The sequence below is a fragment of the Deefgea rivuli DSM 18356 genome (assembly GCF_000620145.1).
Classification (GTDB): Bacteria; Pseudomonadota; Gammaproteobacteria; order Burkholderiales; family Chitinibacteraceae; genus Deefgea; species Deefgea rivuli.
The window spans coordinates 1-18,876 of sequence record NZ_JHVM01000012.1 but is presented as its reverse complement, the minus strand read 5'-3'; the positions used below and the strand labels follow the sequence as shown (position 1 = coordinate 18,876).

Below are 18,876 nucleotides of genomic sequence, written 5' to 3'. Positions count from 1 at the left end.
TACTCCAGATATAAAACACTTAAACAGACCGCTGAAAGCGACGATACATCGCATTCAACGGTCTGTTATCGAAAACTGATTACCATGGGTATTTATTTGTAGCCTTTACCAATAAATGGCCACATCAAAATACCCATCAATTATTTTGTAATCTTGCTGGGACGCGCCCAGCCTGTTAATGTCAATTGCTTAGCGCGCGCGATAGTGAGTTCGCCGGCGGGTGCATCTTGGGTAATGACCGAGCCTGCACCGGTCGTCGCACCTGCGCCGATGGTAACTGGCGCAACGAGGCAATTATTACTGCCAATTCGCACGTCATCTTCAATCACCGTAATGAATTTATTCACGCCATCATAATTGCAAGTAATTGTACCCGCGCCGACATTCACGCCTGCGCCGATTTTCGTATCACCGATATAGCTTAAGTGATTCACTTTCGAGCCAACACCGACGATGGATTTTTTAACTTCTACAAAATTGCCCACATGAACTTGCTCGGCCAACTCCGCCCCTGGGCGCAAGCGCGCGTATGGGCCAATCAAACTACCTGCACCAACGATGGCGTCTTCCAAATGGCAGAATGGATGAATGACTGCACCATCAGCAATCGTCACATTTTTCAACACGCAATTGGCACCAATTGTCACGCCCTTACCGAGCACCACGTCACCTTCAAACACGCAGTTCACGTCGATCAACACATCTTGACCGTGCTTAAGCGTACCACGGACATCAATCCTTGCGGGATCGGCTAAACCGACACCTGCGGTGAGCAAAGCTTTGGCGATTTCAGCTTGGTGAATTCGCTCCAAGCCCGCCAACTGCAATTTATTATTAATGCCTTCCGCTTCCCAATGATCTTGAGGCTGCACGGTGGCAATCTCCACGCCATCACGCACCGCCAGCGCGATCAAATCAGTGGCGTAATATTCGCCCTGCGCGTTGTCATTTTTTAGTTCCGACAACCAACCCGCCACACGCGCCGTTGGCAGCGCCAAAATACCGGTATTCATTTCGCCAATTTGCGCTTGCTCACGCGTGCAATCTTTTTGCTCAACGATGGATGTGACTTCACCAGCCGCATTCCTAACGATGCGGCCATAGCCCGTAGCATCGTCCAAAATATCAGTCAAAATACCCAACTTGCCGTCACTACTCGCAGCCAGCAAAGCTTGAATCGTGGCAAGGCGAGTTAATGGCACATCACCATACAGCATCAGGGTAATGCCACCCACGCATTGTGGGATGGCCTGTGCCAGCGCATGCCCCGTACCGAGTTGCTGAGCTTGATGCGCCCAAGTCAGGTCGGTTTGCGCGGCTAATTCTTGCTGAACTTGCTCACCGCCATGACCATACACAATAACCATTTTCTGTGGCTGCAATTGACGTGCCGTATCAATAACATGCTGAACCAGCGGTTTACCCGCTAAACGATGCAGTACTTTCGGCAAGCTCGAATACATGCGCTTGCCTTGACCCGCCGCTAAAATCACCACGTTTAATACAGAACTCATTTTGACTATCCCATGAAATATATTGTTTGGCGCTATTCTAAACTTCAACGTAATTCACGGACAGCATGACATCACTTTATTGCAAATAATCTGTCATTAAGCAGGAATAATAGGCAAAGAAAAAGGCAGCCTAAGCTGCCTTTTTTAGTTTTCTATCGCTCAATCTTGCAAGATCACCGCAATAATTAGTGGCCGTTCCGTTTCAATTTCGATACCACAGCGAGTTTCGCTACAGCATCCATCAATTCGGCCTGCGCCATAGCAAAGTCCATCGACGTAGAATAATTTTTCAATGATTCTTCTGCGCGGCGTTTTGCTTCCAACGCCTTCGCTTCGTCAATGTCCGTACCACGAATCGCAGTGTCGGCCAATACCGTTACCCCATCCGGCTGAACTTCGAGTAAGCCACCCGATACAAACAGGATGACATCATCTTCGTTCGAATTCGCGATCTTGATACGGATCGCGCCCGGGCGAATGCGGGTTAGCAGCGGTGCATGACGCGGATAAACACCGATCTCGCCCTTGTCGGCAGGTGCCGTAATAAACTCGGCAGTACCTGAGTAGATCAGTTCTTCAGCGCTAACTACGTCCACACGCATGGTCATGGCCATCACTTAACCCCTTATTGCATCGACTTGGCTTTTTCGATCGCTTCTTCGATGCCGCCAACCATATAGAAGGCTTGCTCTGGAAGGTGATCGTAATCGCCATTCAAGATGCCCTTGAAGCCCTTGAGGGTTTCTTTGAGCGGAACGTACTTGCCTGGTGAGCCTGTGAAGACTTCAGCAACGTGGAACGGTTGCGACAAGAAACGTTGAATCTTACGTGCACGTGATACAGCCAATTTGTCTTCTGGTGACAATTCGTCCATACCCAGAATCGCGATAATGTCTTGCAATTCTTTGTACTTTTGCAGAGTTTGCTGAACGCCGCGCGCTACAGAGTAGTGCTCTTCACCAACAACTTGCGGATCCATCTGGCGAGATGTCGAATCCAGCGGATCGATTGCTGGATAAATACCCAACGATGCAATATCACGGCTCAGAACAACAGTCGCATCCAAATGGGCGAAAGTTGTTGCTGGTGATGGATCGGTCAAGTCATCCGCAGGAACATAAACGGCTTGAATCGATGTGATCGAGCCAGTTTTAGTCGAAGTGATACGCTCTTGCAGCGCACCCATCTCTTCAGCCAATGTAGGTTGGTAACCCACGGCAGAAGGCATACGACCCAACAATGCAGATACTTCAGTACCAGCAAGGGTGTAGCGGTAGATGTTATCAACGAAAAACAAAATGTCACGGCCTTGATCGCGGAAATGTTCCGCAATCGACAAGCCCGTCAACGCTACGCGCAAACGGTTGCCTGGTGGCTCGTTCATTTGACCGTAAACCATCGCCACTTTATCAAGAACGTTAGAGTCCTTCATTTCGTGGTAGAAGTCATTACCCTCACGAGTACGCTCACCTACACCAGCAAACACAGACAAACCACTGTGCGCTTTAGCGATGTTATTGATCAATTCCATCATGTTTACGGTTTTGCCTACACCGGCACCACCGAACAGACCAACCTTACCACCCTTAGCAAACGGGCAAATCAAGTCAATAACCTTGATACCTGTTTCTAAGAGATCAACACTTTGGTTCAACTCATCAAATTTTGGTGCAAGTTGGTGAATGGCACGAGTTGCCTCTGCATTCACGGGACCCGCATCATCAATTGGGTTGCCCAATACATCCATAATACGGCCCAGAGTTGCACTACCTACTGGCACCATGATTGGTGCGCCAGTATTGGTAACGCCTGTACCGCGTTTAAGACCATCGGTTGTACCCATGGCAATGGCGCGCACTACGCCGTCGCCGAGCTGTTGCTGAACTTCCAGCGTCAGTTCTGCGCCAACTAGTTTGAGCGCGTCATACACCTTGGGGATGTTGTCACGTGGGAATTCCACGTCAACAACTGGCCCAATGATTTGTACGATTTTACCTTGGCTCATCGTTTTTCCTAATCCAGTTAATCCGTCAGGGCCCAATTAAACTGCTGCTGCGCCGCCAACAATTTCCGAAAGTTCTTTCGTAATTGCTGCTTGACGCGTTTTGTTATACAGCAGTTGCAGGGAGCCGATTACATTGTCAGCGTTGTCAGTTGCAGCCTTCATTGCCACCATACGCGCCGCATTTTCAGATGCGATGTTTTCCGCTACGGCTTGGTAAACCAAAGCCTCTACATAGCGGTTCATCAAATCATCAATCACCGTTTTTGCATCTGGCTCATACAGGTATTCCCAGTTGTGCGCAGATTTCGGTTTTTCAAACGCTTCGCTTGCGAGCGGTAGCAATTGCTCAATCACTGGCTCTTGTCTCATCGTATTGATGAAACGTGTGTAAACGATATGCACTTCGTCTACTTCACCAGCAATGAAAGCATCGATCATTACTTTGATCGGGCCAATCAGCTGTTCAAGATGTGGCGCATCACCAAGACCAATTGCCGAAGAAACCACCTTCGCGCCATTGCGCTTCATGAAACCCAAACCTTTATTACCGATTGCTGTTACAACGGTTTCAACGCCATTGTTATGCAATTCTTTCATTTTATTGAAAGCCGAACGCAGGGCGTTGGTGTTTAAACCACCACACAAACCTTTGTCCGAAGACACCATAATCAGGCCAACCCGCTTGACGGTGTCGCGCGTTTGGAGATATGGATGCTCATAGTCAACCAAGGCTTGGCTCAAGTGACCAGCCACATTACGGATTTTTTCACCGTAAGGGCGGGCCGCTTTCATACGCTCTTGAGCCTTGCGCATTTTCGACGTGGCAACCATTTCCATGGCGCGGGTGATCTTCTGCGTATTTTTTACGCTTTTGATCTTAGTACGAATTTCTTTACCGCTTGCCATGATTTGATCCTTTTATCAACGTCTCAAATCAGTAAGCAGCGCCGGCTTTAAAGGCATTCGCCGCTTTCATGATGATCGCTTCGTCGTCGCTTGACAGGTCGCCCTTGTCATCAACACGATTCAATACATCAGCGTGATTTGCTTTGAGTTCGCTCAAGAATGCAGCTTCGAAAGCCAAAGCACGATCAACAGCAACGTCGTCATACACGCCTTTGTTAATCAGCAGCAGGGTTACACCCAACTCGCCAACTTTCAATGGGCTGTACTGAGCTTGTTTCATCAACTCAGTGACCATCTTGCCGCGTTCCAGCTGCTTACGAGTTGCTTCGTCTAGGTCAGAAGCGAACTGGGCAAATGCCGCCAATTCACGATACTGAGCCAAAGCCAAACGTACACCGCCACCCAACTTCTTGATGACTTTAGTTTGTGCCGCACCACCCACACGCGATACCGAAATACCCGCGTTCATCGCTGGGCGAATACCCGCGTTGAACAAGTCAGTTTCCAAGAAAATCTGACCGTCAGTAATCGAAATTACGTTAGTTGGAACGAAAGCAGAAACGTCACCCGCTTGAGTTTCGATGATAGGCAATGCAGTCAATGAACCGGTTTTGCCTTTCACTGCGCCGTTCGTCAATTTCTCAACTTCAACTTCATTGATACGCGATGCGCGTTCCAACAAGCGGCTGTGGAGATAGAAAACGTCGCCAGGGAATGCTTCACGGCCCGGAGGACGGCGCAATAGCAAGGAAATTTGACGATAAGCAACAGCTTGTTTCGACAAATCATCGTATACGATCAAGGCATCTTCACCGAGGTCACGGAAGTACTCACCCATCGTGCAACCTGAGTACGCAGCGATGTATTGCAATGCAGCAGCTTCAGAAGCAGCAGCAGCAACAATAATCGTGTGGCTCAAAGCACCGTGTTCTTCCAACTTGCGAACCACGTTAGCAATCGAAGATGCTTTTTGACCAATAGCCACATAGATACACGTAACGCCAGTACCTTTTTGGTTAATGATCGCATCGAGTGCAACAGCAGTTTTACCGGTTTGACGGTCACCAATGATCAACTCACGTTGACCACGGCCCACTGGCACCATGGTATCAATTGATTTGATACCAGTTTGCAGTGGTTGTGATACTGATTGACGTGCAATAACGCCTGGCGCGATTTTTTCAATCGGCGCAGAAAGCGTTGTGCCCAATGGGCCTTTGCCGTCGATAGGTTGGCCCAAAGCGTTAACAACGCGACCGATCAATTCACGACCGATAGGCACTTCCAAAATACGACCAGTACACTTAACAACATCACCTTCGGCGATGTGTTTGTAGTCACCTAAAATAACAGCACCTACAGAATCGCGCTCTAAGTTAAGCGCCAGACCAAAGGTATTACCCGGGAACTCCAACATCTCACCTTGCATAACTTCCGACAAACCGTGCACGCGCACGATACCGTCAGTTACCGACACTACAGTACCAGTCGTGCTGGATTGTGCGCCTTGGGGTAGATTTTGGATCCGAGCTTTAATCAGTTCACTGATTTCGGACGGATTAAGTTGCATGATTTCTCCTAACTCTTCAGGCTTGTCGCAAGGGCGGTTAATTTGCCACTAACAGAGGCATCAATAACCAAGTCACCAATCGTTACTTTCACACCACCGATTAACTCGGGGTTGACGCTAACGTCGGCACTGATCTTGCGTTTAAGTTGCTGAGTGAGCGTAGCCGTCAGTTCGGCCAGTTGGGCATCAGTCATAGCAAAAGCAGATTCAATGTGCGCTTGCGCTACACCTTCGTCTGCCGCTTTCAGTTCTTCAAATAAAGCCGACATTGCCGGTAAAGTGGCAAAACGACGATTTTCGAGCACTGCTGCCAGGAAGTTTTTAACCTCGGCGTTTGCGTCAGCACCCAGGAGCCCAACCAACAGCTCCTGTACTTGAACAGCAGAACACTTTGGATTAGCCACTACGTCAAGAACGGTTGGGTCATTAGCAATTAATGCTAAGTTACCCAACACATCTGACCATAGGGAAAGCGTATTGCTTTCTTTAGCCAGCCGGAATACGGCCTCGGCGTAGGGTCTAGCGACGGTTATAAGTTCTGCCATGACTGTCTTACAGTTCCGCTTTGATGGATGACAGCATATCAGCATGCTTCGCAGCGTCGATTTCGCGACGCAAGATTTGCTCTGCACCAGCAACAGCCAAAGTGGCTACTTGCTGACGGAGCGTTTCTTTTGCTTGCTGAATTTGCTGCTCGATTTCACCTTGGGCGCCAGCGATCAGGCGTTCGCCCTCTACTTTGGCAGTACCCTTAGCTTCATCGACAAGTTGCGCTGCACGCTTTTCTGCGTGGGCAATGATCTCGGCTGCGCTTAGCTTTGCTTCGCGAAGTTTTTCTGCTGATTTTTTCTCAGCATTTTCCAGATCTTGCTTGGCACGATCTGCAGAGGCTAGGCCATCTGCAATGCGTTTAGCACGCTCATCCATCATCTTGGTCAGCGGAGGCCAAACGAACTTCATCGTGAACAGGATCAAGAGACCAAAAGTGATCATCTGACCTATGAGAGACGAATTAAATTCCACGCTGAATGTCCTCCTTAAAGGCTGATCAAATGATTATTGAGCAGCAACAGTCAGAGCAGCAAGGAATGGGTTGTTGAAGGTGTAAAGCATAGCCACACCAACGCCAATCATCGAAATCGCATCCAAAAGACCAGCGATAATAAACAGTTTAGTTTGCAAAACTGGAATCATTTCTGGTTGACGTGCAGCAGACTCAAGGAATTTGCCACCGAGGATAGCAAAACCAAGTGCAGTACCGATAGCAGCCAAACCAATGATGATCGCAGCAGCGATTACAGTCATGCCTTGTACGGAAGCAATTACTTCAGGTGCAGCCATTTTAATACTCCTAGTTTGATTCAAAAGTTACGAGGGTTGGGTAAAACTGAGTCTAATGTCGCGCACCCAACCGATACACGCCACCAGACATAAAATCAATGGTCTTCGACTGCCAAGCTCAGGTAAACAATCGTCAACATCATAAATACGAAGGCTTGCAAAGTAACAACCAAGATATGGAAGATCGCCCATGGCGTACCCAGTACCCAGTTCACCCACCATGGCAGCAACGCGATCAAGATGAAGATCAATTCACCAGCATACATATTGCCGAACAACCGCAGTGCCAATGAAATTGGTTTCGCAATTAATTCAACCACTTGCATTGCGAAGTTAGCTGGTGCCAACAAAATAATCATAAGCGGTGTTTCAGCATGGAATGGCGCAGTAAACACTTCTTTAATCCAGCCGAACAAACCTTTCGATGCAATCGAGAAACCAATAATCATGAACATCACCGTGAGTGACATCGCGAAGGTTTGATTCACGTCAGCAGTAGGCACAACGCGTAAATACACATGATGAGGATCGGCACCAAAGAAGGTCATACCAATCCATTGTGCAATCGTTGGCAGCAAATCAACTGGCAAAAAGTCCATCGCATTCATTAAGAACACCCAGCAGAAAATCGTCAGCGCCAATGGGCCGATCACTTTTGATTTTGCATGGAAAGTGTCTTTAACTTGACCGTCAACCATTTCGACAATCAACTCAACGAAGTTTTGCAAACGGCCTGGCACACCCGGCGTTGCTTTACGTGCGACATAAGCGAATACGCCAACAAACAACAAGCCCAATGCCAATGCAATCCAGAAGGTATCCATATGGAAACCTGAACCCAGATTCGCCTTCGCAAAGGTCAAGTGATGCTGAATATATTGCGTTGGTGTTTGTGCAACGTGTACGGTTTCAGACATTTTTATTTTTACCATCAAATTTAATTAAAAGCCCAAACCAGTAGGCGCTAGCTGCAACAAGGTATCCCACGAACACCCAAAGCCAAGCGACCTCCCGATAAAACATAAAGAATGCTGCAAACGCAATCAGCGTTAACGACAGCTTTGCCATTTCTGCGGCAAAGTGACGGCGCAGCAATTCTGCTGCGGCGGCTAATCCTGCGCTATAGGCAATCAGCGAATACAAGGTGCTGCCTAGAACTGCAATTAAACCACCGGAAAAACCTGCAATTGCCGCCTTTTGACCCAAGATCAAAAACAACGCAATTGTGAGGGCTATCGTAAATCCGATCTGTAATCGAATCACGCCCCGAATCTGTGCCTTCCCGTACATAGCACCACCGTAAGAGAAACGACGCGATTATACGGAGTTGATTTGCTCTGAGTCAATTTATTACCGTTGACTTTGATGGATTTATTTTTATTTCATGACAAATAAAAAGTGCCACAAATCCTTTCAAAAACAGTAACAAACCATCCGCTTATCCTTCAGCAATTCAAACGCGCTAAATTGATGCACTGCTCCGCACCAAAAACTTACAAGCGACTCAGTAGCGAATCCAATTGATCTAAACTGCCGTATTCAATCGTCACTTTGCCACTCCCCTTCTTACCCGATTGAATCAGCACTCGCGCACCGATGCGCTCAGAAACAGATTCTTGCAAGCGCAGCACATCAGGATCGACTTTTTTCTCCGCCGCTACGACTGGCTCTTGCTGCATTTTTTTCACTAAGGCTTCAACATCGCGCACAGACAAGCCTTTCAACACAACCAATCTAGCGGCTTCAAGTTGTTGCAGGGTATCGAGCGGCAGCAAAGCACGGGCGTGGCCCATATCCAGATGCCCCGCCATCAACATATCGCGCACCGGCTCGGTTAAATTCAGCAAGCGCAATAAATTAGCCACGCTAGAACGTGATTTTCCCACCGCTTGCGCCGCCGATTCTTGCGTCAAGCCAAATTCATCGACTAAACGCTGAATACCAATGGCTTCTTCGAGTGGATTTAAGTTTTCGCGCTGAATATTTTCGATCAAGGCCATCGCCAGCGCCGTTTCATCGGCAATCACGCGCACCAAGGCCGGAATCTCAGTCAATCCCGCGCGTTGTGAAGCACGCCAACGACGCTCGCCCGCAATGATTTCGTAACGATCAATATCAATTTCACGCACCAACACGGGCTGCATCAAGCCTTGCGCACGAATGGAATCAGCCAATTCTTCTAACGCCTCTTCATTCATCATCGTGCGCGGCTGGTATTTACCCGGCTGCAGCGCATCAAGCGGCAAGGTTTTTAGCATATCGCCCGCCGATGGATCGCCCATCAATGCGTCCAAACCGCGGCCTAAACCTTTAAATTTTTTGCTAACCATGCATGTAAACCTTAAAACCTTGAACCACAGAGGCACAGAGACACCGAGCTACGCCAAAACGCGTTCCGTATCACTGAATGTTTTTATACCACCGGAACCGCATCGAGCGCGTCGTGCCGCGCCAGCATTTCTTCAGCGAGCTGCAAATACGCTTGCGCACCTTTTGAGGATTTATCGTAAGCCAAAATCGGGCGGCCATAGCTCGGCGCTTCGGCCAAACGCACATTGCGTGGAATGACGGTGTGATACAGCTTGCTAGTGAAATGCTTAACGAGCTGCTCGGACACTTGCTGCGCCAAGGTTGAACGTGGGTCAAACATCGTCCGTAGCAAGCCTTCGATCTCAATTTTTTTATTCAGATTTTGCTTAATTCGGCGCAATGTATTCACCAAGTCGGACAAGCCTTCGAGCGCATAGTACTCGCACTGCATTGGAATCATCACCGCATCAGCGGCAACGAGGCCGTTGAGCGTCAACAAATTGAGCGCGGGCGGGCAATCAAGCAAGACGTAATCGTAATTATTTTTGACTTGTGCCAGCGCTGATTTCAACCGTGTTTCACGCTCAGTGGCATCAACCAACTCCACCTCAGCGCCGGCCAAATCGCGCGATGCAGGCAGCAAATCATAGCCGCCGCTTTCCGAATACTGCAGCGTCTCGGTAATCGTCGAATGACCCAGCAATAGCGAATACGTCGAGTGCTTGAGTTTGGACTTATCAATCCCCGAACCCATCGTTGCATTGGCTTGCGGATCCAAATCGACCAGCAAGACACGCTTACCCAAATGCGCCAAGCTCGCCGCTAAATTCACCGCCGTCGTCGTTTTACCGACGCCGCCTTTCTGATTCGCAATTGCCAACACTTTCATCGTCGTTCCCATCGAGGTGTGAACTGCTTTAGCGTGAATAGCCGACAGATCAAACAACTTTAACCACATGCACCAAATGGCGTTCGGCATCTAAACCCGGTACAGCCAGGCTATCTACCCCTACTACGTGTACGCTTGTAGGCAAGAGTGCAATTTCCTCATAGGGATATACCCCTTTCAGTGCAGCCCATTCTCCACCTTCGGCCAAGAGATGCGTCGTCAAACGAATAAACTCCGCCAAATCCGAAAATGCCCGTGACGTAATCACTTGAAAGCCACTTTCTGGCTGATACAGCTCAACGCGATCGGTCACTACCGTCACATTGTCCAGCTTCAATTCCATAATGGCTTGGCGCAAAAAGGTGGTTTTTTTATGGTTTGAATCGAGCAAAGTCAGTTGCCAATCGGGGCGCGCAATCGCCAATGGAATGCCGGGCGTACCAAAGCCCGAACCGACATCCAGCATACGCAAAGCTTGGTTTGGCAACTTGCTCAAAGGCGCGAGAGAATCAAGTAAATGATGCGGCACCATCCGTTCTGGCTCGCGAATCGCCGTCAAACTGTAGGTTTTATTCCATTTTTCGAGCAAACCAACGTAGGCCAATAATTTGGCTTGTTGCTCAGCGCTCAGCGCCAAACCCATTGCCGCCAAGCCCTTGGCTAACATGTCGGCCAAGCCGTTTTCTGTGATGACGCTCATTTCGCTTCCTCTGTATTTTGTATCCGCTGGCTCGCTGCGACCAACTGGCTTTTCTTTAAATAAACGACCAACAGCGCCAACGCGGCCGGCGTTACGCCCGAAATCCGCGACGCCAAACCCAAGGTTTGTGGGCGCTGTGTGCTGAGTTTTTGCTGAATTTCTTTGGATAGACCAGACACCACGCTGTAATCAAAATCAGCTGGCAGCGCCACATCCTCTAGCGTATCGCGTTTTGCGACTTCAAACTGTTGCCGTTCGATGTAACCTTGATATTTAACCTGAATTTCGATTTGCTCGGCGACTTTCTCGTCCGTAACGCCGGGTCCAGCAACATCGAGCGTCATCAAGCTTTCATAAGTCACTTCTGGGCGGCGCAAGAGTTCGGCCAAGGTGTATTCACGCTCAATTGCTTTTCCGAGCACACGCTCAGCCTCAGAGGCCGCGAGAATCTTCGGATTCACCCACGTTGATTTGATGCGCTCCAATTCTAGGGCGACCGCTTCGCGCTTGATTTCAAATGCCTGCCATTGTGCATCACCCACCAAGCCCAAACGACGGCCATGTTCAGTCAACCGCAAATCAGCATTGTCTTCGCGCAATTGCAGGCGGAATTCGGCGCGACTCGTAAACATACGGTATGGCTCAGTAACGCCCTTGCTAACTAGATCGTCGACCAATACCCCGATATAGGCCTCTTCACGACCCGGGCACCACGGCGCTTCATCACGCGCGTACAAGGCTGCATTCAAACCGGCAAACAAGCCTTGCGCTGCAGCTTCTTCGTAGCCCGTTGTACCGTTAATTTGCCCAGCAAAAAACAGCCCCGCAATCGCTTTAGATTCAAAACTATTTTTTAAGGCGCGTGGATCAAAATAATCGTATTCAATTGCATAGCCCGGACGAATAATCCGCGCATTTTCCAAGCCAACCATAGACTGAACCGCCGCCAATTGAATATCAAACGGCAAGCTGGTTGAAATCCCGTTCGGATAAAACTCGTGCGTCGTTAAGCCTTCAGGCTCAAGGAAAATTTGATGGCTGTCTTTATCGGCAAAACGATTGATTTTGTCTTCAATACTTGGGCAATAACGTGGGCCCACGCCTTCGATTTTGCCGGTAAACATGGGGCTGCGATCAAAGCCAGAGCGAATAATATCGTGCGTGCGCTCATTGGTGTGGGCGATCCAGCACGGCATTTGGCGGGGATGCATCGCTTGCGTACCGCGCACAGAGAACACTGGCTCTGGCGTATCGCCGGGCTGAATGTCGAGAATATCTAAATTGATGGTACGGCCATCGATGCGTGGTGGCGTACCGGTTTTCAAACGACCAACGGGTAAATTGAGTTCGCGCAATTTGTGCGAGAGCGTAATCGACGCGGGATCGCCAGCGCGACCACCGACCGAGTTCTCCATCCCGACGTGAATCTTGCCGCCGAGAAAAGTCCCTGCCGTCAACACCACGCTGGATGCCATAAATTGAATGCCGATTTGCGTCACCGCGCCGACGACTTTGTCGCCATCAAGCAGCAAGTCATCCACCGCTTGCTGGAAAATATCGAGGTTTTCTTGGTTTTCGAGCATGCCGCGAATCGCGGCTTTATACAAAATCCGATCCGCTTGCGCACGCGTGGCGCGTACGGCGGGGCCTTTGCTGGCATTGAGCGTCTTAAATTGAATCCCTCCCATATCGGTCGCCAACGCCATCGCACCACCCAGCGCATCGACTTCTTTAACCAAATGGCCTTTGCCAATACCGCCAATTGACGGATTGCAGCTCATTTGCCCCAGCGTTTCAATATTGTGCGTCAGCAGCAAAGTTTTACGCCCCATCCGGGCGCTGGCCAGCGCGGCTTCGGTGCCGGCGTGACCACCACCGACCACAATCACATCATATCGAACGGGATAGCGCATGGCGCACTTCCAAATAAAGGCAAAGGGCGAATATTTTAAGGCAAAACAGAGACTTGCGCGAGTTATTCACTGCTTTTCAAAGGAAAATTTACTCCGCCTAGCGCCCAAAATGCAAAACGCCCAGCACAAGCTGAGCGTTTTTAATGTCATGCCGCAATTTGCTTCACGCCTTTAGGCCATTGCAACGCGCTGCTTCTAAGGCGGCACCGACGATACCGGCATCATTTTTCAAATCCGCCGGAACGACTTCAAAGCGCAAGTCTTTCAAATCTGGAATAAATTTCTCATGCTTTTTACTAATTCCGCCACCAATAATCATAAAATCTGGCGAAAACAGCAGTTGGAGATGCAGCAGATATTTATTCAGGCGTTCAGTAAATTCGCCCCACTTCATATCCGTTTCTTCTTTGACTTTGGCAGAGCAATATTTCTCGGCAATTTCATTTTTTGGGAAAATCAAATGACCAAATTCAGTGTTGCTAATCAATTTACCATCGACAATCAGCGCGCTGCCAATGCCTGTACCCAAGGTAATCACAATCGTCTTACCGCCCCGGCCCTTTGCAGCACCAAATACCACTTCCGCCAAACCCGCGGCATCGGCATCATTCAGTAGCACCAAAGGCAGGCCGACAGCCTTAGCCAAAATGTCTTGTGCTGGTGCATTAATCCAACTTTGGTCGACATTGGCCGCCGACATCGTCATGCCATTGTGCACAATCGCAGGGAAAGTACAGCCTATCGGCCCCGTCCAGTTAAAGTGCTCTACCAGCGCCTTTACAACCTGACCGACCGCCTCAGGCGTGGCCGGTTGCGGCGTTTCAATTCGATGGCGCTCAGCTAAAAACTCACCGGTATCAATATTGACCGGCGCACCTTTGATGCCCGTCCCCCCAATATCGATGCCGAGTACCGCACGTATTTGCGTATTTTGTTCTGTCATTTTTGCTTACTTCTTATAAAGGAGGAATTTTGACATTACTGCCCATATTTTCAAACACGGTAAAACCCGCAGCATAGAGCGATTCATGCCCAGCCCATTTGTGGCAGCGCAAACTGCGGCTTAATTGGGCTGTACGCTTTTAAGCTCCAAAAAGCGTTTTTTCTGCGCTACTGCGCGCTCTTTAATCAGCTCAATATCGCTCTGCTGCCCAGCAATCGCCTTATCAATATCATCAATTTCTTTACGGCTTACATCCATCTCTGCCTGTAAATCCGCAGGAATTGGTCGCTTCGCCTTCTGCAGACGTTGCAATTGCTCCTGCTGCTGTCCGGCACGTTTCGCAATCGTTGTCCGACGTAATTGATTCGTTTGAATACCAGCCTCGACCGCTTCAATTTGTCGGTCCCGCAATAAATCAATTTCGCTGGTCTTAGAAAACGACTGTAGCAACGCCTTATCCGCGCGACGGCGCTCTTGTTCAATGCGGTTTTTTTCTTCCAAGGCGGCTTTTTCTACTGGCGAAAGTAATTGTTCGTCACCCTTGCGGACACGACCTGACTTATCCAATTCCTTTAGCGTTTTGGATTGGCCAACGGGTGGCTTATCGCTGTATTGGACTTTGCCCGTTTCATCGACCCAGCGATAGACACTCGCCGCATACGTTAGCGGACAAAGTAAACTTAACATCAACACATACGCAAAACGCATAGCCGCCCTTTCAATTATTCAATACCGTATTGATTACGGTAATTTTGCACACGGGAGAGATTGTCAGTCATTCCCTCTTTCTCGGCAAGAAAACCCAATAAATCTTGCAAGCTAGCAATTGGAATCACCGGAATACCAACAGATTGCTCCACTTCTTGCACTGCCGACAGCGCGCCTTGACCGCGTTCCATCCGATCCAGCGCAATCAACACGCCCGCAGGCTCTGCGCCAGCATCGCGAATAATCTTCACTGATTCACGCACTGATGTACCGGCCGAAATCACATCATCGATAATCATCACTCGACCTTTCAGTGGTGCGCCAACGAGAACGCCGCCTTCACCGTGATCTTTGGCTTCTTTGCGATTAAACACAAACGGTACATTGTGACCCGCATTAGCCAAAGCCACCGCCGTGCTTGACGCCAACACAATTCCTTTATAGGCCGGTCCAAACAAAATATCGAACGCCACGCCAGATGCCAGTGCCGCTTGCGCATAAAAACGCGCCAATTCGCCGACAGACGTGCCGTCGCTAAATAATCCAGCATTAAAAAAGTACGGCGAAGCACGGCCCGCTTTGGTGATAAAATCGCCAAAACAGAGTACTTGGCTATCTACAGCAAATTGGATGAAGTCGCGGCGAAAGTCGGTCATGCGGAAGAATCCCTCTAAAATGTTAAGTACCTGTGCAAAAGTTTTATTGCAAGGCGTCGAAGCCAAAGACAGTACTTTTAGTACAGCAAAGCTAGACAACGCTGCAAGACTAGGTGGCCTTAGGCCAAAACTTATTGCTTTACTACTTGATTTAAATATAACCCCGAAGCATATCACCCTTGAACAAGGATTTCTCTCCGTGCGCATCATTTCTGCCAACCTCAACGGTATTCGTTCAGCCACGACCAAAGGCTTTTTCACTTGGCTGGCGGCGCAAGACGCCGATGTGGTTGGGGTGCAGGAATTGAAAGCACAGGCGTCTGACCTCAGCCCCGAGATGCAAAATCCAGAAGGGCTTTACGGCTATTTTCACTACGCCGAGAAAAAAGGTTATAGCGGTGTTGGCCTGTATTGCCGCAGTCAACCTGATGCCGTTATCGTCGGTTTAGGTATTGAAGATATCGACTTTGAAGGCCGCTATCTGGAAGTTCAATTTGGCAGCCTATCCATCATTTCGCTGTACCTACCGTCGGGATCATCATCCGAAGAACGACAAGCGGTGAAATTTCAATTCCTTGAGCATTTCTGGCCACGTTTGGCCGAGCTGGCTGCATCGGGCCGCGAAGTCATCATCATGGGCGACTGGAATATTGCGCACAACGAGATCGACTTGAAAAACTGGAAAGGCAATCGGAAGAATTCCGGCTTCCTACCTGAAGAGCGCGCATGGTTTAGCAAAATGCTCAGCGAACTAAAATGGGTCGACGTCTGGCGCACGCTCTACCCAGAAATCCCCGGTTACACTTGGTGGAGCAATCGTGGCCAAGCCTACGCCAAAGACGTCGGCTGGCGCATTGATTACCAAATCGCCACACCCAAACTCGCTGCACTGGCGATGCAGGCCAGCATTTATAAAGATGAGAAATTCTCGGATCATGCGCCATTAATCGTCGACTACGACTACACCCTATAAGTCATCGTACAAAAGTTTGCACGCAAGGCGTAAAGTCGAAGATAGTAGCAATCGTACGGCGAGAAAAGCCTCGATGCGTGAGGATTTTTGTTTAAGCAGGTATTGCCTTCTGGCAATTATTAATTAAGCCCTAGAGAGCAATACCCATGTTTTCAAAGTATTTAGCTGTTTTTAATAACCGCCGTATTTGCGCAGCGATGTTGCTGGGTTTTGCCTCTGGCCTACCTTTAGCCTTAACTGGCTCAACGCTGCAAGCGTGGTTGTCTGATGCTGGGCTAGACATCAAAACCATAGGCTGGTTTACGCTGGTTGGCCAACCGTATACGTGGAAATTTCTCTGGTCGCCCTTAGTTGACCGCTTCCCGATGCCCTTTCTGGGTCGCCGCCGTGGCTGGATTTTAATCAGCCAAATCGCGCTCGCGCTGACCATCGCCGCAATGAGTGGCCTCGATCCCAAAACGCATTTAGCCACTTTCGCCATGCTGGCGGTGCTGATTGCTTTCTTCTCGGCGACGCAAGACGTCGTTATCGATGCCTATCGCACCGAAGTACTGCACAGCGACGAGCGGGGCGCGGGTGCGGCGGTTGGCGTGTTTGGTTATCGAATGGCGATGTTGACGTCTGGCGCAATCGCACTCATTCTGGCTGACGGCTATTTAACGTGGGAACAAACTTATCTGGTGATGGCAGGCTTAATGGGCACAATGGCGCTGATTACCTTTATGTCGCCCGAACCTAGCTTACAAATACAGCAGCCAAAAACCTTGGGCGAAGCGATTGTTGAACCATTAAAAGAGTTTTTCTCGCGCAAAGGCGCATGGATTTTATTGGCACTGGTCATCGGCTACAAACTCGGCGACGCATTTGCCGGTAGTTTATCGACCAAATTTCTACTGGATATGGGTTACAGCAAATCCATCATCGGCCAAGCGTACAAAGTTTTCGGCCTGATCGCGACCTTGATCGGCGGCTTTGCGGGTGCAGTTTTGATGCTGCGCTGGGGATTATTCCGCTCTTTGCTGATTTTTGGTGTGCTGCAAGCCTTCACGAATTTAGGTTATTGGTTAATTGCGATTCACGGCAGCCCTGACGTTACGCTCTTACTCTTCGCAATTAGCGCAGAGAATTTAGCCGGCGGCATGGGCACCACCGCCGCCGTCGCGCTATTAATGAGCTTATGCAACCCCAATTTTACCGCTACGCAATACGCACTATTGTCAGCTTTAGCCTCATTTGGCCGCGTCTACGTTGGACCTGCTTCAGGCTATTTAGTCGTTGCGCTCGGCTGGGCAAACTTCTTTGTGGTCTCGGCACTGATCGCCATTCCGGGATTATTGCTCGTTTGCTGGCTGCGCAGCACCATCGAACAGCTTGATCAAAAACACTAAAATCACGAAATACATTCCGCTTCAATCGCAGAGCACGGTTCGCACCAAACGCCGTGCTCTAGCACCAATTGGCTCGATAATTTAACGCTCTGCCCTGCAATCAATGCCTGCTTTTGCGGCGCGCTCAACTGCTTAATCGCATATTCAAGCTGCAAAGCGACACGTCGATTCGCACAACACCAGCTCACTAAAATGGAATCCGGCGGAAATGCCCGCGTAAAACGTGCGCCTTTACCCGCCAAATGCTGCGCAAAACGCCGCTCAACATCCAGCGCCACGCCAGTGTACAAGCGGCCACCACGACAATTTAAAATATACACAAACCAACTCGTCATCAATCGCACCTAGCTTTGACCGAAAGCACAATAAAAACATCTCAGCGGTCTATCGCATCCACATACTAAGTGTATAAATCGGCTCAGAAATCGACAGGTATTTATCTAGAACCTATCTTTAGCAGAGTCTTTAAGCAGATACATCCACTACGTCTATTTATATACACCCCAGCAACACACTAAACTATTGCAATACCACTGTCACCACACCGCCAGTATGAAAGCCGTATCAAATACATCGAGTATACGGGTGCAAATACCAATGATGCACAATGCTTTACAAACAATCGAGTAAAAATATCAAAGGGTATATCACTGCAGGTCTTTCTATTTATTACTTAGCGAGCAATACTATTGGCTATCCTTGATCTCGCGTTTCTCGCGGACAGCAAAAAGCCCGACTCTTTCGAATCGGGCTTCTTACTTAAAGGGGAGTCTGGCAATGACCTACTTTCACACGGGCAATCCGCACTATCATCGGCGCTGAGGTGTTTCACTGTCCTGTTCGGGATGGGAAGGAGTGGGACCACCTCGCTATGGTCGCCAGACAAAAACTTGTCTGATGCAACTCTTGCGAGTTACACGAGAGTTATCGCATTCTGCTTTTCGCTCGATTTAAACATTTTCATGTCTCATCTCCGCAATCAGCCTACAGCGCTAACTCGAATTCAATAGAAGAAGTAATTATACTACACACCAATCAACACTATTTAAGTATTTTTGTT

General features: G+C 49.1%; 20 protein-coding genes and 1 rRNA gene. 2 read left to right on the top strand and 19 right to left on the bottom strand.

Annotated features, from left to right (window positions below; translation table 11 throughout):
• Positions 1-140: 140 nt before the first annotated feature.
• The 17 genes from glmU to pyrE all read right to left on the bottom strand — a co-directional run bounded on the left by glmU (position 141) and on the right by pyrE (position 15,455).
• Positions 141-1,514 (bottom strand): bifunctional UDP-N-acetylglucosamine diphosphorylase/glucosamine-1-phosphate N-acetyltransferase GlmU, encoded by a 1,374-nt coding sequence (glmU, locus tag Q320_RS0105765; protein ID WP_027468215.1) that lies wholly within the window; start codon positions 1,512-1,514, stop codon positions 141-143.
• A 185-nt stretch (positions 1,515-1,699) separates the two neighbouring features.
• Positions 1,700-2,128 (bottom strand): F0F1 ATP synthase subunit epsilon, encoded by a 429-nt coding sequence (locus Q320_RS0105760; protein WP_027468214.1) that lies wholly within the window; start codon positions 2,126-2,128, stop codon positions 1,700-1,702.
• Between the two features lie 11 nt (positions 2,129-2,139).
• A complete protein-coding gene (gene atpD, locus Q320_RS0105755; protein ID WP_027468213.1) occupies positions 2,140-3,519 on the bottom strand; it encodes a F0F1 ATP synthase subunit beta in 1,380 nt (459 codons plus the stop codon).
• A gap of 36 nt (positions 3,520-3,555) precedes the next feature.
• Positions 3,556-4,425 (bottom strand): F0F1 ATP synthase subunit gamma, encoded by an 870-nt coding sequence (gene atpG, locus Q320_RS0105750; protein WP_027468212.1) that lies wholly within the window; start codon positions 4,423-4,425, stop codon positions 3,556-3,558.
• Between the two features lie 28 nt (positions 4,426-4,453).
• Positions 4,454-5,995 carry a F0F1 ATP synthase subunit alpha gene (gene atpA, locus Q320_RS0105745; RefSeq protein ID WP_027468211.1) on the bottom strand — a complete coding sequence of 514 codons (1,542 nt, stop codon included), beginning with the start codon at positions 5,993-5,995 and terminating at the stop codon, positions 4,454-4,456.
• An 8-nt stretch (positions 5,996-6,003) separates the two neighbouring features.
• Positions 6,004-6,540 carry a F0F1 ATP synthase subunit delta gene (locus Q320_RS0105740; RefSeq protein WP_027468210.1) on the bottom strand — a complete coding sequence of 179 codons (537 nt, stop codon included), beginning with the start codon at positions 6,538-6,540 and terminating at the stop codon, positions 6,004-6,006.
• Positions 6,541-6,547: 7 nt separating this feature from the next.
• Entirely contained in the window at positions 6,548-7,018 is a 471-nt protein-coding gene (locus Q320_RS0105735; protein ID WP_027468209.1) for a F0F1 ATP synthase subunit B, read from the bottom strand.
• A gap of 33 nt (positions 7,019-7,051) precedes the next feature.
• Positions 7,052-7,336 carry a F0F1 ATP synthase subunit C gene (gene atpE, locus Q320_RS0105730; protein ID WP_035852616.1) on the bottom strand — a complete coding sequence of 95 codons (285 nt, stop codon included), beginning with the start codon at positions 7,334-7,336 and terminating at the stop codon, positions 7,052-7,054.
• Positions 7,337-7,431: 95 nt separating this feature from the next.
• Positions 7,432-8,253 carry a F0F1 ATP synthase subunit A gene (atpB, locus tag Q320_RS0105725; protein ID WP_027468207.1) on the bottom strand — a complete coding sequence of 274 codons (822 nt, stop codon included), beginning with the start codon at positions 8,251-8,253 and terminating at the stop codon, positions 7,432-7,434.
• Complete coding sequence (locus Q320_RS18650) at positions 8,246-8,599, bottom strand: ATP synthase subunit I (RefSeq protein ID WP_051534508.1); 354 nt, start codon at positions 8,597-8,599, stop codon at positions 8,246-8,248. Before Q320_RS18650 ends, atpB begins: the two co-directional genes overlap by 8 nt.
• Before the next feature lie 230 nt (positions 8,600-8,829).
• Positions 8,830-9,666, bottom strand: coding sequence for a ParB/RepB/Spo0J family partition protein (locus Q320_RS0105715; RefSeq protein ID WP_027468206.1), 837 nt, complete (start codon positions 9,664-9,666; stop codon positions 8,830-8,832).
• 83 nt (positions 9,667-9,749) lie between these two features.
• The gene (locus tag Q320_RS0105710) at positions 9,750-10,535 is read right to left on the bottom strand and encodes a ParA family protein (RefSeq protein ID WP_027468205.1); all 786 of its coding nucleotides are present in this window, start codon (positions 10,533-10,535) and stop codon (positions 9,750-9,752) included.
• Between the two features lie 49 nt (positions 10,536-10,584).
• Positions 10,585-11,235: a 16S rRNA (guanine(527)-N(7))-methyltransferase RsmG gene (rsmG, locus tag Q320_RS0105705; RefSeq protein WP_084282402.1), complete on the bottom strand. Its 651-nt coding sequence runs from the start codon at positions 11,233-11,235 to the stop codon at positions 10,585-10,587.
• Positions 11,232-13,148, bottom strand: coding sequence for a tRNA uridine-5-carboxymethylaminomethyl(34) synthesis enzyme MnmG (gene mnmG, locus Q320_RS0105700; RefSeq protein WP_027468203.1), 1,917 nt, complete (start codon positions 13,146-13,148; stop codon positions 11,232-11,234). Before mnmG ends, rsmG begins: the two co-directional genes overlap by 4 nt.
• 163 nt (positions 13,149-13,311) lie before the next feature.
• The gene (gene ppgK, locus Q320_RS0105690) at positions 13,312-14,091 is read right to left on the bottom strand and encodes a polyphosphate--glucose phosphotransferase (protein ID WP_027468202.1); all 780 of its coding nucleotides are present in this window, start codon (positions 14,089-14,091) and stop codon (positions 13,312-13,314) included.
• Between the two features lie 120 nt (positions 14,092-14,211).
• A complete protein-coding gene (locus tag Q320_RS0105685) occupies positions 14,212-14,799 on the bottom strand; it encodes a DUF4124 domain-containing protein (protein ID WP_027468201.1) in 588 nt (195 codons plus the stop codon).
• A 14-nt stretch (positions 14,800-14,813) separates the two neighbouring features.
• Positions 14,814-15,455, bottom strand: coding sequence for an orotate phosphoribosyltransferase (gene pyrE / locus Q320_RS0105680; RefSeq protein WP_027468200.1), 642 nt, complete (start codon positions 15,453-15,455; stop codon positions 14,814-14,816).
• A 199-nt stretch (positions 15,456-15,654) separates the two neighbouring features.
• On the opposite strand from pyrE, the gene Q320_RS0105675 reads away from it, so the two are divergent.
• Both Q320_RS0105675 and Q320_RS0105670 read left to right on the top strand, forming a co-directional pair.
• Positions 15,655-16,428 (top strand): exodeoxyribonuclease III, encoded by a 774-nt coding sequence (locus Q320_RS0105675; protein WP_027468199.1) that lies wholly within the window; start codon positions 15,655-15,657, stop codon positions 16,426-16,428.
• 146 nt (positions 16,429-16,574) lie between these two features.
• Complete coding sequence (locus tag Q320_RS0105670) at positions 16,575-17,816, top strand: AmpG family muropeptide MFS transporter (protein ID WP_035852583.1); 1,242 nt, start codon at positions 16,575-16,577, stop codon at positions 17,814-17,816.
• Between the two features lie 2 nt (positions 17,817-17,818).
• On the opposite strand, the gene Q320_RS18645 is transcribed toward Q320_RS0105670, so the two are convergent.
• Together Q320_RS18645 and rrf are read right to left on the bottom strand one after the other, a co-directional pair.
• Complete coding sequence (locus Q320_RS18645; protein ID WP_035852579.1) at positions 17,819-18,151, bottom strand: GIY-YIG nuclease family protein; 333 nt, start codon at positions 18,149-18,151, stop codon at positions 17,819-17,821.
• Positions 18,152-18,585: 434 nt separating this feature from the next.
• Positions 18,586-18,699, bottom strand: a 5S ribosomal RNA gene (gene rrf / locus Q320_RS0105660).
• Positions 18,700-18,876 lie beyond the last annotated feature (177 nt).